Below are 14,833 nucleotides of genomic sequence, written 5' to 3' on the forward strand. Positions count from 1 at the left end.
CGGCGTACGGGAGCATGCCGCGTAGGTGGAGAACTTGTAGCCGACCTTGGTCAGGGAATTGCGGACGAGGAACAGCGAGTACTCGGGCACGCGTCGGCCGCCGAACGCGGTGCCCGCGCAGCCGCATTTCGGCCAGCATGCATGCGCTCCTTGTGGGCGTCGACCACATCTCGACGCACGGGCCTGTGTTCGGTGATCTGCTCCAAGGTGGTCATCGTTTCCTCCGTCCCAGTTTCCTCAGATGCTCGTCGTAGAGGTCGTCCGCCACCGGGATGTTGCGGGAGTACCAGCTCTTCCATCGGCCGGCCTTGTCTCCGGCCACCAGTAGGATCGCACGGCGGCCTGGCTGCCCGCGACCTCCTCGCGCTCCGCTACGCTGGAGCCTCCCAGGACAGAGTCATCAGGTGAGGGGCTGGGCGTCGCGTGTTGGTGCTGCATACCGTCTGGGCATCGGGTGTCGGTGCCGGGATCTGGGCCGAGGACTCCAGGCTGCCGGTGTCCAGCCCCAGCCAGGCGCTGCGCAGCGCCCGTCCCCATCCCTTCGCGGCGACTGCGGCGACGCTGGCCGATCTCCTCGGTGGGCAACCGTCCAGGGCGACCGTGCACCTGCCATCGCTGCGTCGATCACCGCTCGACTCCCCGGAACTGATCCGCATCGCACCGCGCAGGTCGACCGATGCCGCCCCGTCGCTGCTCGCCTGGACGGTGCCGCTGGTGTGGCTCGCCCCGGCTGCGATCGCCGAGCGTCTGTCCCGCTTCGTACACCCCGACGACACCGCCGACATCGACGACGCCCACCCGGACGAGCGAGCTGACGCCTACGACGTACGCCCCGCTGCCTCCGTCCGCCAGCTGCTAGACCTGGCGGGATTCGCCGACGAGCTCGTCGACCGCGGCCGGCTGTACCCCGCCCTGGAGCGGGGTGAGGTCGGCGCCGAGGCGCGCTGGCGTGCGGTGCTCACCGGGCCCGATGCGACGGCCGCGCACGCGCTGATCGCGGCGATGCCCCCGGCGTTCCGGGCCGCTGATGCGACCCGGTCCGCGCCGGCGCTCGTCACCGAAGCGCTGGACGCGCTGGTGGACGCCCGCGCCCGCCTACGGCTCCCGGGATCGTTCCTGCCCCCGCGCCGGGGACGGAAGCCTGCCCGTCCGCCCGTCGTCGAGGCCTGGCTCGACGCGCTCACCGGCCCCGATGCCCGCGTGGAGGCGAGCGAGGCCGACCTGGACGCCCTGGCCGAATACCTGCAGCCATGGGCCGCGGTGGGTGTGCAGCACCCCGGCCCCGCCCACCTGGTCCTGCGCCTGAACGACCCCGCCACCGGGGATCCAGATGTCGGTGAACCGGCCGCCGAGGATCCCGCCGAGCAGACCGCTCCGCCCGCCTGGCGCCTCGACTTCCTGCTCCGGTCGCGGGCCGACCCCAGCCTGCTGGTCGATGCCGACCATATCTGGGGCGACGACGGCACGCTCGGCCGCTGGCTCCAACGCCCCCGTGAGGTGCTGCTGGCCGAGCTTGCGCGCGCCCAGGCCATCTACCCCGATCTGGAACCGGGTCTGCGGCAGGCCCAACCGTCCGGCCTCGACCTCGACACCGACGGCGCCGCCGGCTTCCTCACCGTGGCGGCCACCGCTCTTGACCAGGCCGGGGTCGAGGTGCTGCTCCCGGCATGGTGGGGGCGCCGGGCCAGGATGGGACTGCGGGTGAGCGCGACCCCCAGCGACGCGGACGCCACCGGCATCGCCCTCGGCCGCGACCAGCTGTGCGACTTCCGCTGGGAACTCGCCGTCGGCGAGCACAGCCTGAGCGCGGACGAGATCGCCGCCCTGGTCGCCGCGAAGGCCCCGCTGGTGCGACTGCGTGGTGAGTGGGTCGCCGTCGATGCGGCACAACTGGCGCGCGGACTGGACTTCCTCCGGTCGTCAGGAACGGGCCGAACCACGGCGGGGGAGTTCCTGGGGCTCGCCGCCGGTCACCCAGACGATCTCGATCTGCCGCTGCCGCTCACCGGGGTCAGCGCCGCCGGTTGGCTGGGTGACCTGCTGGACGGCACGGCGCCGGCGTCGATCGGGGCGGTCGAACCGCCGGAGAGTTTCACCGCCACCTTGCGCCCCTACCAGAGCCGAGGCCTGAGCTGGCTCGATTTCCTCGGCCGACTCGGGATGGGGGCCTGCCTGGCCGACGACATGGGACTCGGCAAGACGGTGCAGCTGCTGGCCCTGGAGACGACCGCCCGCGCCCGGACCACGCCGGAGGCCGGTGCGGTGAGGCGTCCCACGCTGTTGCTCTGCCCGGTCTCACTGATCGGCAACTGGCAGGCCGAGGCCGCACGGTTCGCGCCGGGCCTGCGGGTGGTCGCCCACCACGGACCTGATCGCCCCCGTGGCGACGACCTGACCGCCGTGCTCGCCAGGACCGACCTGCTGATCACCACGTACGCGACCACACTCAACGACATCGACGAACTCTCCACGATCACCTGGGAACGGCTCGTGCTCGACGAGGCCCAGGCGATCAAGAACCGCCACTCCCGTACGGCCAAGGCGGTCCGCCGGTTGGCGGCGGGACAGCGGATCGCCCTGACCGGCACTCCGGTCGAGAACCGGCTCGCCGAGCTGTGGTCGATCATGGATGTGGTAAATCCCGGCATGCTCGGCCCCGCCGAGGTGTTCCGGGAGCGCTTCGCGACACCGATCGAACGTCACCACGACGACGAGGCGGTGGGACTGTTGCGTCGGATCACCCGGCCGTACATCCTGAGGCGATTGAAGTCCGACCCGGCGATCATCGACGACCTGCCCGAGAAGATCGAGCTGCGCCAGCCCTACCGGCTGACCGTCGAACAGGCCTCCCTCTACCAGTCCGTGGTCGACGAGATGATGGCGCGGATCGAGGAGTCCGACGGCATCCAGCGGCGCGGCAACGTGCTGGCCGCGATGACCAAGCTCAAGCAGGTCTGCAACCATCCCGCACAGTTGCTGCACGACCATTCGGCGATCGGCCGGCGCTCGGGGAAGATTCTGCGGCTGGAGGAGATCCTGGAGGAGATCCTCGCCGAGGGGGACCGGGTGCTGTGCTTCACCCAGTTCACCGAGTTCGCCGAACTGCTCGTCCCTCACCTCGCCGCCCGCTTCGACACCGACGTCGCGTATCTGTCCGGCAGCACGTCCCGGCAGCGTCGCGTCGAGATGGTGGAGCGCTTCCAGGCGGGGCAGGGCGCGCCGATCTTCCTGCTGTCGCTGAAGGCCGGCGGCACCGGACTCAACCTCACCGCCGCCAACCACGTCATCCACCTCGACCGCTGGTGGAACCCGGCCGTGGAGAACCAGGCCACCGACCGGGCCTTCCGGATCGGCCAGCAACGGCGCGTGCAGGTGCACAAGTTCGTCGGGACCGGCACCCTGGAGGAGCGCATCGACCAGCTCATCGAGGAGAAGAAGGCGCTCGCGGACCTGGCCGTCGGCGACGGGGAATCGTGGCTGACCGAGCTGTCGACCGATCGGCTGCGCGACCTGTTCACCCTGTCGAAGGAGGCCGTCGGTGAGTAGGCGCTCCGACCCGTACGCCTCCGGGTTCTACCCGCCGTCCGTGCCGCGCTCCGTCGAGGGCGGTCTGCGTGCCCGCAGCGCGCGCGGCAAGATCGCCACCACGTGGTGGTCGACCCGTTTCCTCGACACACTCGAGCAGATCGGGATGGGCGCCCGGCTCGCCCGGGGTCGCAACTACGCCCGCCGCGGCCAGGTGATCTCGCTGGACCTGGCCGCCGGGCAGGTGGCCGCGAGTGTGCAGGGTTCGCGGGCCCGCCCCTACCGGGTGCGGATCGGCGTCACGGCGTACGGCAAGGACCAGTGGGCGCGGATCCAGGAACGCCTGGCCACGGATGCGTGGTTCGTCGCGCAGCTGCTCTCCGGGACGATGCCGCCCGACATCGAGCAGGTCTTCGCCGACCTCGACCTGCCCCTGTTCCCGGGCGCCGACCTCACCATGGACTGCTCGTGTCCGGACGTGGCGGTGCCGTGCAAGCACTTGGCCGCAGTGTTCTACCTGCTCGCCGAACGCTTCGACGAGGACCCCTTCGAGATCCTCGCCTGGCGCGGTCGCGACCGCGAGGACCTGCTCGCCTCTCTCGACGTGGCGACGTCCGATGTCGAGGAGGACCGGGTCGTGCCGCTGGTCGAGCTCCTCGACGACTTCTACGTCGCGGGCCCGGCGATGAGACCCGCGCCCTCGGGCGCAGGCGGTGCGACCCTGCTCGATCAGCTGCCGCCAGTGCCGGTCACCGTACGCGGCCACTCGCTGGTCGACGTGCTGCGACCGGCCTATCAGGCACTGACGGAGCCACCGCTCGGCGGCGACGGGTCGTGACGACCAAGGATACCTGGGGCCTGCTTGCAGGATGCTAGCGTTGAGCAATGGCGACTCTCTACATCCGTGATGTCTCCGATGAAGTGGCCGCCACGCTGAAGGAACGCGCGGCTGCCGAGGGGAAGTCGCTGTCGGCGTACGTCGCCGCCGAGCTGGCCAGGATCGCCGCCAGGCCGACGAATGACCAGATCATCGCTCGTCTTAAGGCCCGGGACCGCTCGAGCGGCCCCACCTCGGAGGAGATCGTCGCAGCAGTACAGGCAGGCCGCCGGTGATCGTGGTCGACGCCTCGGCCATGGTCGAGGCCCTTGTCGGCCGCGGGGTGAGCGACGCGTTGCTCGATGCGCTGAGCGACGAGATCCATGCTCCTTGCTTGCTCGACGTGGAGGTGCTCTCGGTGCTGGGAGGGTTGCTGCTGGGTGGACGGATCGACTCCGCCGCTGCTGAGGAAGCTCGGCATGATTATTTCGCGTTCTCTCTGACCCGACACGAGATCGGTCCGCTGGCGGATCGGATCTGGCAGTTGCGCCATCAGTACACGAGCTATGACGCCTCCTCTCTCGCGTTGGGTCTTCATCAGGCGAGACTCCTCGGCCCGTGACACTCCGTAGGTCACAGGCTCCAAGCCACCACGACCTGCCGGAACTGCACCCGGCCAGTGCCGCAGCCCGGATCACGGCCTCTTCGGACAGTCGTCCAACTCATGATCGCGCTGCGACGCTTCGGAAACCAGCTCCGACTGGGACGTATACACAGCACGGATAGCCGGATGCGGCTTTGGCATTGGACGCCCGCCGACTGCCGACCTGACGATGGACGTATTCGCAGGCCGCATGGGGAGAAGAGTTCCTCGCGGCGTACGTGATCACTGACTGAGTCCCTGGCTCGGATGCCTCTCGCGCCCACCACCTGGTGGGCGAGCTGTGCCCCGAACCGGACCAGGATCCTGATCGCGCGCCGTGGCCTGTCCCAAGGAAGGTGACATGCCCGTGAACAGCGTTGTTATGGAGCGTACGAACATTCCCATGGCGACTCTTCACAGAGGCGCAGGCTTGCTCTTCGTCACCGTGGAGGGAAAGCGTCACCCGCAACCAGGAGCATCGAGCAGATGATTCCCAATAGGCTACTTATTGGGAAAATACGCATACATTGGTCCCATCAAGGGGGTGAGATGGACCAGCAGGCTGACAATCATGCGCCAACACCGGCGGATCCCGCGGCAGTCTGGCCGGCGCTCGGCCACGGCGAGGCCGACTGGGACCGACCCGACTCGGCGGCGAGCCGTCGCCAGCGCCTGGCGAACCGTGGGACCTTCCGCTACGCCGTCGTGCCCCACATCAGTGCCCTGGTGCCGCCGGTCAGCCCCGATGTGGTGGCCGATGCCGACGAGGCCGTGGCCCGGATGGAGGCCTTCGACAAGGAATCCGCCGGATGGGGCGTGCCGTTCTCCTCGGTGCTGCTACGCAGTGAATCGGCCGCCAGCTCGCAGATCGAGCACCTGACGGCGAACGCGCGCCGGATCGCCCTGGCAGCCCTGGGGGATTCCAGCCGTCCCGACGCCACCATGATCGCCCGCAACACCGCGGCACTGCGGGCCGCTGTCGACCTGGCCGACCGGATCAGTGCCAATACCATTCGGGCGATGCACGAGCGGCTCGACGGCGGGGATGATCCGGACAACGCCGGCCAGTTCCGTCGTGAGTGGGTGTGGATCGGCGGACAGTCGCCGGTCGCCGCCGCGTACGTCGGCGTCCACCCTGATGCCGTCGAGAGCGACATCGTCGACCTGGTCGGGTTCATTCGACGCGACGACATCCAACCGCTGGTCCAGGCGGCGATCGCGCATGCCCAGTTCGAGACCATCCACCCGTTCACCGACGGCAACGGCCGCACCGGTCGGGCGCTGGTGAGCGCCATCCTGCGGCGCAGAGGAGTGACCCGGCACCTGTCGGTGCCGATCTCCTCCGGACTGCTGGCGGACACGGATGCCTACTTCGCCGCACTCACCGCCTACCGCCAAGGTGAGATCGAACCGATCATCGAACGGTTCTCCTATGCCACGCGCAGGGCCCTCGACAATGCGGCCGTCCTGCGCGATGATGCGCAGGCCCTCCGCGAAGCAGCAATCGGTAGCGCGCAGCGGCGTACAGTGAATCTGCTCATCTTCGCCGAGCTGTGCGCGTCCGAACCGGCCTTCACCGCGCAGATGGTGACCGACCGAGGTGTCTCGCCCTCCAGCGCCTACCGGATCCTGGATCGGCTGGTGGCCGTCGGGGTCATCCGGCAGGAGAAGCCGATCAACGGCGCGACGGTGTGGACCGTCCCGGGCCTGACGGAGGCACTGGATCGCTTCGCCGCTCGCGCCGGCCGACGCATCGTCGGTCGTCCCTGACGCATCCGCACAAGCCGCTCCGACGTGAACGGCTACCGGCCCCAGGGACCACGGCGGCTGTCGTGATCAGGCGAGCAACCGCGTCTCAGACCTGGACCTGCACCACGCTGCCCTGCGGGTCGACGTAGTCGGCGTCAGGATCGTCGAACCAGTGGCCGTTCTCGCCGAGGTAGCGGAAGCGCAGAGTGGAACCGGGGCTCACGGTGACCGCGGCACTGTAGGTGCCGTTGCTGCGGCGGCGGAGCACGTGCGTGCCGGGCGTCCAGTCGTTGAAGTCACCGACGACGCTGACGGTCCCCGTGACGATGTCGGCAGGAATCGCGAACGTGAGCCGAACAAAGGAAGTCTTACGGTCACGAGCAAGCCTCAGCACTGTTAGTGCCTTTCTTTGGGTGGCGTTCACGCCGGTATGAATGACAGCGGTGGCATTTTAGCCGTGGCGGGGCGCGTTCCAGAAATTGGGGCAGTTGTCCGACGGACGGGACTGGGGCGAAGCCGACCGGATGGCGACGGGATGGCTCGATGCCCGATCCGCAGGACTGACCTGGAACAGGCTCAGGCGGTGACCAGGTGCGGCCAGTTGGTCGCGAAGTACTCCACGAAGGGCTCGCCCAGCATCTCGGCGCGCAGGTGGTCCTTCGTGACGGGGAAGTTGGGGGCCCGGTAGCCGGCATCGGCCATCGCCCGCTGGGCGAACGCGTGGTCGGCGATGGCGGCCTTGCCGACGAAGCCGAGGTCGGCGCCCTGGTCCAGCACCCACTGCGCGTCGGCGGCGCTCGCGATGTGCCCCGCGACTCCCAGGGCGGTCCCGTGCCGCGGCAGTTCCAGGAAGTCCTCGATCAGCATCCGGCTGCCCTCGGGGGCGTGGACGGGCAGCTTCCTGACGTCCCACAGGGAAAGGTCGATGTAGTCGAGGTCACCGCCGGCCAGGAGGTCGGCGACGAGGTCGACCATCTCGTCGGGGACCAAGCCGTAGCGTTCGACGGACAGGCGCAGCCCGACCTGGAAGTCCGGTCCGGTCCGGCCGCGGATCGCGCGCATCACCTCGTGGACGAACCGCGCCCGCCCGCCGGAGTCACCCCCGTACCCGTCCTCGCGCGTGTTGTTCGACTCGTCGAGGAACTGGCCGACCAGGTAGCCGTGGCCGCCGTGCACCTCGACGCCGTCGATCCCGGCCTTCTCGGCCCGCAGCGCAGCCGCGGCGAAGTCGTCGACCACCTGCTGCACCTCGCCGGTCGACAGTTCCCGTACGCCCGTCTGGGCATCGGCCCACGGACCGACCACGTCGTGGCCGGAGACCGCGGCGATCGCCTTCACGCCACCGTGGTGGAGCTGCACCGACGAGACCGAGCCCGCCGCGGCCACCTCGCGCGCGAGGCGCTCCAGACCTGCGATGTGCGCGTCCGAGGAGATGCCGAGTTGGCCGGGCCAGACCTGGCCGGCCGGGTTCACGTACGCGGCGGCGGTCATGGTGATCCCGAACCCGCCGCGGGCACGCGCCAGGAGCCAGTCGATCTCGATGTCGGAGATCGTCCCGTCCGGATGGCTCTGCAGGTTGGTCATCGGCGCGAGCACCAGGTGGTTCGGCAGCGTACGTCCGTGACGCAGCTCCAGCGGGTCGTTCAACGAGGCCATTCTGGGACTGTAGCGCTGATGCCCCACCACGGGCGGCGTTGCACGGTGCTCAGGCGATCTGGAACGTCTGGTCTCCGACCTGTACTTCGAGTCGGAGCGTTCCTCCGAGCGCTTCGACGTAGCGGCGCAGGGTATCGACCTGCGTCTTGTCGATGTCCCCGCGTTCGATCCGAGAGACACGGTTCTGGCTGATATCGAGTTCCTCGGCCAGCTCGACCTGGGTGATGTCGAACTGCTCGCGGAGCTCCCGCAACCGCCACGCCCTGGTCTCGGCCAGCATGCGCTCCTTGTGGTCATCCACCACGTCGCGACGCACGGGCCGGCGCTCAGTGATCTGCTTCAGAGTGGTCATCTCTTCCTCCTGCCCAGCTTGTTCAGGTGCTGATCGAACAGGTCATCCGCCAGTGGGAGCTGGCGCGCGTACCAGCGTTGCCATTTGCCGGCCTTGTCGCCGGCGACGAGAAGGATTGCGTGGCGTCTAGGGTCAAACGCGAACAGGATCCTGATCTCTGATCTGCCGGTCGAACCTGGCCGCAGCTCCTTCATGTTCTTGTGCCGGGACGCCTTGATGGTGTCGACAAGAGGACGTCCCAGTGTCGGGCCTTCCTCAGCCAGGACTTCCAGGGCGGCGATGATGAGGTCGTAATCATCTTGGTCGAGGCCGAGGAGCCAGTCTTCGATGAGGCTGACGTCTACTTCCCACACACCCCGAGTATGACACAAGGGTTGTAAACCTCAAGAGGTCTACGGGTGGTCGTTACCTGGCACAGTCTTCAGCAGGTACAAACTTCGATGGACCGACGGTTCAGCGGCCGACCCGGCCCACAGCAACCCCTCGCTGCGCTAGCCTCCTGCCAGGACCGGCGCCCAGTCGGGTACGGTCCGGCTCCGTTGTGGAGGGACACGCATGCGCATCCGGTGGGTTGTGGTGGCGCTGGCCGCCTGCACGTTGCTCGCCGGCTGTGGCCTGGGTACCCAGTCACTGGCAGGGTCCGGGCCTGCGGCGTCAGCCACGCCGGCCCAGACGCCCACGCCGACGGCCCCGCAGACGCCGACCATGGCTTCGGTCACCGCAAGTCCGACTCCGAGTGTGGTCGGCCCGACGCCGAGCGCGACCAGCCGGACGCCGAGCCCCACGGCCACCGCCTCCAGCACGCCCTCACGGTCCGCCGACCCGGCCACCGCCGACGTGTTCAGCTACGCCGGCTACGGACGGCTCCGGCTGGGGATGACCGCCTCCGAGGGCACCCGTCGGGACATCGTCCGGCCGCTGCCGGATGACGTGTGTGGCGGCTACGTGGTGTCGGGCCCGTATCGCGACGAACCGCTCGGGGTCACGTTCGGTGCGGCGAAGGAGCTGGTCGAGGTCTCCGCGAACCGGCCCGGACCGGTCACCTGGAAGGGGGCCCGGGTCGGCATGACCTGGGGTCAGGTCCGCCAGAGGCATCCGGACGCGACGATCGTCGCCAAGAACGGCAACGGCGGCCCGTTCTACGCCGCCCAGCTCCGCGGCCAGGGCGCGATGATCCTGTTCCTCGCCGTCAGCGAGAAGTACTCCGACAACTGGTACGGCGGGACACTGATGGATCACCCGGACTGGCCCGCCTCCCAGGAGATCACCGCGATCGTCCTGAGCCCGTACAGCGACGGGGTGTACGGGGGCTGCTGAGGTGCCCTCCATCGTGGATGCCGACCGCCTTGCCGTCATCCGACGCCGGTTCGTTGACTTCGCCGCCGCCTACCCGTCCCTGCCGCTCTACCACGCGATCTGCACCGCGTCGGCCGAGGACGACGAGGTCGCCGAGCTGCTGCTGGCGGCCCGTCCCGGCCAGGAGCGACCGGTGCTGCTGCTCGCCGCGCTCCATGAGCTGGTGCTGCGACTGGTCGAGGTCGCCCCCGACGATCCGCCGGCGGTCGCCCGCTGGTTCGCCTCGCTGACCGATCCGGCTCAGGCTCCCGCCCCCGATGAGTGGCGTACACCCGGCTCGTGGCCCGAGGTCCGCGACCTGGTGCTCTGCCATCGCGAACAGCTCCGGGCCACGATCGCCGGCCGTACGGTCCAGACCAACGAAGTGAACCGGAGCACGTACGTGCTGGCGATGCTCGCGCTGGCCTCGCCCCGCCGGCCCGTGGCGCTGGTCGGGTTCGGCACCAGTGCCGGGCTGCTGCTCACCCCGGACCGGTACGACGTCCGGGTGACCGGCCCCGGGAATGCCGAACTGGCCTGGGGCGACCGCTCATCGGCGGTGCATAACCGTGCGGACGACCGCCTCGGGACCCTGACGGTCCCGGCACTGCACCCGCCCCGGATCGTGGCCCGGGTCGGGGTCGACCTCGCGACGGTCCCGCCGGAGGACCACGACACGTTGCGCTGGCTCCAGGCCTGCCTGTGGCCGGACATGCCTGAACGCGTCGAACGCTTCCGGGCCGCGGTCCGCCAGCGCCAGCAGCTGCCGCACCGGGACCGGCCCACGCTGCGCGATGGCGACCTGACCGATCCGGACGTGGTCCACGGCGCCCTGGCGGCAGCGCTCGGCACGGCTACCGGGGACGCGCACCTGGTCGTGGTCACCTCCTGGGCACTGACCTATGTCGAGCGCTCCCGCCGTGTCTTGTTTGCCGAGGCACTGGCCGGCTTCGCCCGGAGCTCCGGAGCGCGGGTCAGCTGGTGCTCCGCCGAACCGGCCGACGCGGTGCCCGGGCTGCCGCCGCTGGCGCAAGGAGCCGACGACCGAGGGGTGGCGCAGTTGGGCGTCCACCGCTGGCAGGGTGCCGACGAGCTCGATCCGGTCAGCTGGGGGAGCGCCGACCCGCACGGTCGCTGGCTGGAGATTCCGCGACCTTGAACGTGGGTGCCTCGCTCAGTTGCCGTCACCGATCGGCGCGGCCGTCTGAGGCGTCAGTCCGCGATGCCGCACTGCCTCAACACGCCGGGACCCCCACCGGCTGCCGGTGAGGGTCGCGCCATCAGCGTTCAGGACAGATCAGCCATTGAACGAGCGCCCCAGTGCATCGATGAAGTCGTGCAGGCTCCCGGACGTCTGGATCGCCCTCGGCGCCCGAGATGAGGCGCCTTGCGGCGCGCGCCGTTGAGCGTGGTACCGCTAGTAGTACCATTGCGGTGTGTCGTCCGTGGAGAAGCTCGTCGCCGGAATGAGGAGAAATCCTCAGGATGTCCGCTACGAGGACCTCCACAAGGTCTGCGAACACTACTTCGGGTCACCACGGCGCAGCGGCGGCTCCCATGCGGTGTTCAAGACCCCGTGGCCCGGCGACCCGCGCGTGAACATCCAGAACGACAACGGCAAGGCCAAGTCTTACCAGGTGCGGCAGGTCCTGGCCGCGATCGACAAGAAGGAGGCGAAATGACCCAGCAGCACCCAGACGTGTCCCGATACACCTACCGGGTGACCTGGTCTGTCGAGGACGGCGAGTATGTCGCCACCTGTGCAGAGTTCCCGTCCCTGTCGTGGCTGGCCGGCTCTCAGGCCGAGGCCTTGCAGGGACTGGTGGCTCTGGTGGCTGACACGGTGGCCGATCTCACCGCCGCCGACGAGGTCGTGCCCGAACCCCTGTCACAGCGAACCTACTCGGGCAAGTTCAATCTGCGGGTCGGTGAGAGCCTGCACCGCCGACTCGCCATCCAAGCCGCCGAGGAGCACCTCAGCCTCAATCAGTACGTGGTTCGCCGCCTGTCCGAAGCATCCTGAACGCGCTCGGGAAGGCGAGTGATTACCAGCTCCTCCGTGCGGACCCATGGTCGGCCGGAGTCGTTGACCTCCTCGACGGCACCTCCGTACGCTGGGAATCGGGATTCTCCTGATTTGGCCGGCGGTTCCGAGCCCGCCACCCCCAATGAACGAGGTGTGCCATGAACAGCAGCGCAGACCGGACGGCCGAGTTCCGGCGGCTGCACGCCTCGGGATGCTTCGTGATGCCGAACCCGTGGGATGCCGGGACCGCGCGAGCGCTCGCGGCGATGGGCTTCAGCGCCCTGGCGACGACGAGTGCCGGTTTCGCCTGGTCGGTGGGTCGGTCGGACAACAGGGTCGGCCTCGAGCAGACCCTGGCGCACCTCCGCGTCATCGTCGCCGCCGTGGACCTGCCGGTGAACGCGGACTTCCAGGGCGGCTTCGCCGCCCAGCCTGGGGACCTGGCGGTGAATGTGGGTCTGGCGGTGCAGACCGGCGTGGCAGGGCTCTCCATCGAGGACTTCTCCGGCGATCCGGCCGCGCCACTGTTCGACTTCGGCCTCGCCGTGGAGCGCATCCAGGCGGCCCGGGCCGCGATCGACGACAGCGGCACGGGGGTCGTCCTGACGGCCCGCTCGGAGGGGTTCGTCTGGGACCGTCCCGACATCGACGAGACGATCCGTCGGCTCAGCGCGTACGCCGAAGCAGGAGCCGACTGCCTCTACGCGCCCTGGATCACCTCGCTGGGCCACGTGTCCGCGATCGTCGCCGCCGTGTCACCCAAACCCGTGAACCTGCTGATCCACACCCCCTTCACCACCGTCGCTGAGGCCGCCGGCCTCGGCGTACGACGGATCAGCGTGGGTGGGATGCTCGCCAAGACCGCCTGGCGTGGCTTCCTCGCCGCCGCGCAGGAGATCGCCGACACGGGAACCTTCTCGCAGTTCGTGGACCTGCCGAACCTCAACGCGCTCCTTGATCGCCCCTGATCCGTGTCGTCGATGAGGGCGGGAGCGAGATGACATGACGACCTTCGTACTGATTCCCGGAGCCGGGGGCCGGGCGTGGTCCTGGCATCGGCTGGTGGCGGAGCTGCGCTCGCTCGGCCACACCGCGATCGCCGTGGAGCTGCCGGCCGACGACGACTCCGCCGGGCTGGTGGCGTACGCCGACGCCGTCGTACGGGCCGTCGACGTGCCCGGACCGGTGACGCTGGTCGCGCAGTCCATGGGAGGCCTGGTCGCGCCCCTGGTCTGCGACCGGCTCGAGGTCGAGCAGATCGTCCTGCTCAACGCCATGACACCCTCGCCGGGGGAGACCGGTGGCGACTGGTGGGTCGTGACCGGGCAGGCCGCGGCAGCCCGGGCGTACGCCGAGCAGCAGGGGCGCGATCCCGCCACCCTCGAGGATCCGTGGGAGCTCTACTTCCACGACGCCGATCCGGAGCTACTGGCCGAGGCCAAGGCCGGGCCTGAGGTGGTGCAGTCGGGGCGGCCGTTCGCCGATCCATGGCCGTTGGCGGCGTGGCCGGACGTGCCGACCCGGTTCCTGGCTGCCCGGGACGACCGGCTGTTCCCGCTGGACTTCCAGCGCCGCATCGTGGCCGAGCGTCTCGGCCTCGAGGTCGAGGTGGCGCCGGGCGGACACCTCAACGCCCTCACCCAGGCCGCCGCCATCGCCCGGCTGCTCACGGAGTGAGTGGCCCAGGCGGGGGATGACTGATCGGCAGTGATCGGTGGCTATGGCGTGACGACGATCTTGCCCAGGAACTCGCCGGCGATCATGGCCGCGAACCCGTCCTTCACCTCGTCCAGCCCGATCACCCGGTCGATGTGCGGGTGGATATCGCGGTCTGCCATGAAGCGCAGCAGGGACTCGACCTCCCCGCGGGTGGCGCCGGTGGAGCCGATCACCCGCAGCTGCTGGTAGAACACCCGGTTCAGCTCCGGATCCGGCGCGCCGCCGGTGGTCGCGCCGCACGTCACGACCAGGCCACCGGGCTTCAGGCAGCGCAGCGAGTGCGCCCACGTCGCGGCGCCGACGTTGTCCACGACGACCTCGACCCGCTCGGGAAGCCGGCCTCCGGACGCGAACGGGATCGCGCCCAGGCTGCGGGCGTACTCCTGCTTCTCCGGGGTGCGAGCGGTGGCGTAGACCCGGGCACCGGCGGCCACCGCCAGCGTGATCGCCGCCGAGTTCACCCCGCCCGAGGCGCCCTGCACCAGCACCCGGTCGCCGGGACGGACCCCGGCGCGGGTGAACAGCATCCGGAACGCGGTGCCCCAGGCCGTCGGCAGGCAGGCGGCCTCCTCGAACGACAGGGCTGCCGGCTTGTCGATCAGGTTGCGCTCGGGCACCACGATCTGCTCGGCCAGGGCGCCGTCGATGTTCTCCGAGACCAGCGTCCGGCGCGGGTCCAGCGTCTCGTCACCCCCACCCGCGCTCGGGTCACCGATCACCGAGGCGACGACCACCTCGCGGCCGTCGTCGGTCACGCCCGCGACGTCGCAGCCCAGGATCCGGGGCAGCTTCTCGGCCGGATGCCCTACCCCGCGCAGCGTCCACACATCATGCATGTTCAGCGAGGCGGCACGTACGTGCACCTTCACCGAACCGGGTCCGGGCTCGGGATCGGGCATCTCCTGCACCTGCAGGCCGTCCAGCGGGTGGTCGTAGTCCTGGCTGACAGCGACGGCAGCGCGCATCGGGTGACTCCTCCGGGAAGTGTGTGGATCGTCCAGGGCCATTCGA

General features: G+C 69.6%; 16 protein-coding genes. 11 read left to right on the forward strand and 5 right to left on the reverse strand.

Annotated elements, in window-relative coordinates:
* Nucleotides 1–423: 423 nt before the first annotated feature.
* The 5 genes from GA0111570_RS16270 (at nucleotide 424) to GA0111570_RS18305 (ending at nucleotide 6,755) form a co-directional block, all read left to right on the forward strand.
* Nucleotides 424–3,546 carry a DEAD/DEAH box helicase gene (locus GA0111570_RS16270; protein WP_092613663.1) on the forward strand — a complete coding sequence of 1,041 codons (3,123 nt, stop codon included), beginning with the start codon at nucleotides 424–426 and terminating at the stop codon, nucleotides 3,544–3,546.
* Nucleotides 3,539–4,363: an SWIM zinc finger family protein gene (locus GA0111570_RS16275; RefSeq protein ID WP_092613665.1), complete on the forward strand. Its 825-nt coding sequence runs from the start codon at nucleotides 3,539–3,541 to the stop codon at nucleotides 4,361–4,363. The genes GA0111570_RS16270 and GA0111570_RS16275 overlap by 8 nt, the downstream gene beginning before the upstream one ends.
* Nucleotides 4,364–4,410: 47 nt before the next feature.
* A complete protein-coding gene (locus tag GA0111570_RS16280; protein ID WP_092613667.1) occupies nucleotides 4,411–4,638 on the forward strand; it encodes a FitA-like ribbon-helix-helix domain-containing protein in 228 nt (75 codons plus the stop codon).
* On the forward strand, nucleotides 4,635–4,964 hold the full coding sequence (locus GA0111570_RS16285) for a type II toxin-antitoxin system VapC family toxin (protein WP_092613669.1): 330 nt from the start codon (nucleotides 4,635–4,637) through the stop codon (nucleotides 4,962–4,964). Before GA0111570_RS16280 ends, GA0111570_RS16285 begins: the two co-directional genes overlap by 4 nt.
* Before the next feature lie 570 nt (nucleotides 4,965–5,534).
* Nucleotides 5,535–6,755 (forward strand): Fic family protein, encoded by a 1,221-nt coding sequence (locus GA0111570_RS18305; RefSeq protein ID WP_092613671.1) that lies wholly within the window; start codon nucleotides 5,535–5,537, stop codon nucleotides 6,753–6,755.
* A gap of 85 nt (nucleotides 6,756–6,840) precedes the next feature.
* On the opposite strand, the gene GA0111570_RS16295 is transcribed toward GA0111570_RS18305, so the two are convergent.
* The 4 genes from GA0111570_RS16295 to GA0111570_RS16310 all read right to left on the reverse strand — a co-directional run bounded on the left by GA0111570_RS16295 (nucleotide 6,841) and on the right by GA0111570_RS16310 (nucleotide 9,095).
* On the reverse strand, nucleotides 6,841–7,158 hold the full coding sequence (locus GA0111570_RS16295; protein WP_245703262.1) for an isoamylase early set domain-containing protein: 318 nt from the start codon (nucleotides 7,156–7,158) through the stop codon (nucleotides 6,841–6,843).
* Between the two features lie 152 nt (nucleotides 7,159–7,310).
* A complete protein-coding gene (locus GA0111570_RS16300; protein WP_092613675.1) occupies nucleotides 7,311–8,390 on the reverse strand; it encodes an NADH:flavin oxidoreductase in 1,080 nt (359 codons plus the stop codon).
* Between the two features lie 49 nt (nucleotides 8,391–8,439).
* Nucleotides 8,440–8,742, reverse strand: coding sequence for a helix-turn-helix domain-containing protein (locus tag GA0111570_RS16305; protein ID WP_092613677.1), 303 nt, complete (start codon nucleotides 8,740–8,742; stop codon nucleotides 8,440–8,442).
* A complete protein-coding gene (locus GA0111570_RS16310) occupies nucleotides 8,739–9,095 on the reverse strand; it encodes a type II toxin-antitoxin system RelE/ParE family toxin (RefSeq protein WP_092613679.1) in 357 nt (118 codons plus the stop codon). The genes GA0111570_RS16305 and GA0111570_RS16310 overlap by 4 nt, the downstream gene beginning before the upstream one ends.
* 352 nt (nucleotides 9,096–9,447) lie before the next feature.
* Between GA0111570_RS16310 and GA0111570_RS16320 the strand changes: the two genes are divergently transcribed.
* The 6 genes from GA0111570_RS16320 (at nucleotide 9,448) to GA0111570_RS16345 (ending at nucleotide 13,780) form a co-directional block, all read left to right on the forward strand.
* The gene (locus tag GA0111570_RS16320) at nucleotides 9,448–10,059 is read left to right on the forward strand and encodes a hypothetical protein (RefSeq protein ID WP_139283296.1); all 612 of its coding nucleotides are present in this window, start codon (nucleotides 9,448–9,450) and stop codon (nucleotides 10,057–10,059) included.
* Between the two features lies 1 nt (nucleotide 10,060).
* Nucleotides 10,061–11,236, forward strand: coding sequence for a DUF2332 domain-containing protein (locus GA0111570_RS16325; protein ID WP_092613685.1), 1,176 nt, complete (start codon nucleotides 10,061–10,063; stop codon nucleotides 11,234–11,236).
* Nucleotides 11,237–11,513: 277 nt separating this feature from the next.
* Nucleotides 11,514–11,759 (forward strand): toxin HicA, encoded by a 246-nt coding sequence (locus tag GA0111570_RS18455; protein ID WP_092613687.1) that lies wholly within the window; start codon nucleotides 11,514–11,516, stop codon nucleotides 11,757–11,759.
* Nucleotides 11,756–12,100, forward strand: coding sequence for a type II toxin-antitoxin system HicB family antitoxin (locus tag GA0111570_RS16335; protein WP_092613689.1), 345 nt, complete (start codon nucleotides 11,756–11,758; stop codon nucleotides 12,098–12,100). The genes GA0111570_RS18455 and GA0111570_RS16335 overlap by 4 nt, the downstream gene beginning before the upstream one ends.
* A 161-nt stretch (nucleotides 12,101–12,261) precedes the next feature.
* A complete protein-coding gene (locus tag GA0111570_RS16340; RefSeq protein WP_092613691.1) occupies nucleotides 12,262–13,071 on the forward strand; it encodes an isocitrate lyase/PEP mutase family protein in 810 nt (269 codons plus the stop codon).
* 34 nt (nucleotides 13,072–13,105) lie between these two features.
* A complete protein-coding gene (locus GA0111570_RS16345) occupies nucleotides 13,106–13,780 on the forward strand; it encodes an alpha/beta fold hydrolase (RefSeq protein ID WP_092613693.1) in 675 nt (224 codons plus the stop codon).
* 41 nt (nucleotides 13,781–13,821) lie between these two features.
* Here GA0111570_RS16345 and GA0111570_RS16350 read toward each other — a convergent pair whose 3' ends face one another.
* Nucleotides 13,822–14,787, reverse strand: a complete 966-nt coding sequence (locus GA0111570_RS16350; RefSeq protein WP_092613695.1) for a zinc-binding dehydrogenase — start codon at nucleotides 14,785–14,787, stop codon at nucleotides 13,822–13,824.
* Nucleotides 14,788–14,833: the final 46 nt, after the last annotated feature.

The organism is Raineyella antarctica, from assembly GCF_900092135.1.
In the GTDB taxonomy this organism is placed as follows: Bacteria; Actinomycetota; Actinomycetes; order Propionibacteriales; family Propionibacteriaceae; genus Raineyella; species Raineyella antarctica.

What these genes read in the sequence shown, in the direction of transcription:
- GA0111570_RS16280 (WP_092613667.1), top strand. Translation starts at nt 4,411, where the DNA reads ATGGCGACTCTCTACATCCGTGATGTCTCCGATGAAGTGGCCGCCACG.
- GA0111570_RS18305 (WP_092613671.1), top strand. Translation starts at nt 5,535, where the DNA reads ATGGACCAGCAGGCTGACAATCATGCGCCAACACCGGCGGATCCCGCG.
- GA0111570_RS16300 (WP_092613675.1), bottom strand. Translation starts at nt 8,390, where the DNA reads ATGGCCTCGTTGAACGACCCGCTGGAGCTGCGTCACGGACGTACGCTG.
- GA0111570_RS16305 (WP_092613677.1), bottom strand. Translation starts at nt 8,742, where the DNA reads ATGACCACTCTGAAGCAGATCACTGAGCGCCGGCCCGTGCGTCGCGAC.
- GA0111570_RS16320 (WP_139283296.1), top strand. Translation starts at nt 9,448, where the DNA reads ATGGCTTCGGTCACCGCAAGTCCGACTCCGAGTGTGGTCGGCCCGACG.
- GA0111570_RS16335 (WP_092613689.1), top strand. Translation starts at nt 11,756, where the DNA reads ATGACCCAGCAGCACCCAGACGTGTCCCGATACACCTACCGGGTGACC.
- GA0111570_RS16340 (WP_092613691.1), top strand. Translation starts at nt 12,262, where the DNA reads ATGAACAGCAGCGCAGACCGGACGGCCGAGTTCCGGCGGCTGCACGCC.
- GA0111570_RS16345 (WP_092613693.1), top strand. Translation starts at nt 13,106, where the DNA reads ATGACGACCTTCGTACTGATTCCCGGAGCCGGGGGCCGGGCGTGGTCC.
- GA0111570_RS16350 (WP_092613695.1), bottom strand. Translation starts at nt 14,787, where the DNA reads ATGCGCGCTGCCGTCGCTGTCAGCCAGGACTACGACCACCCGCTGGAC.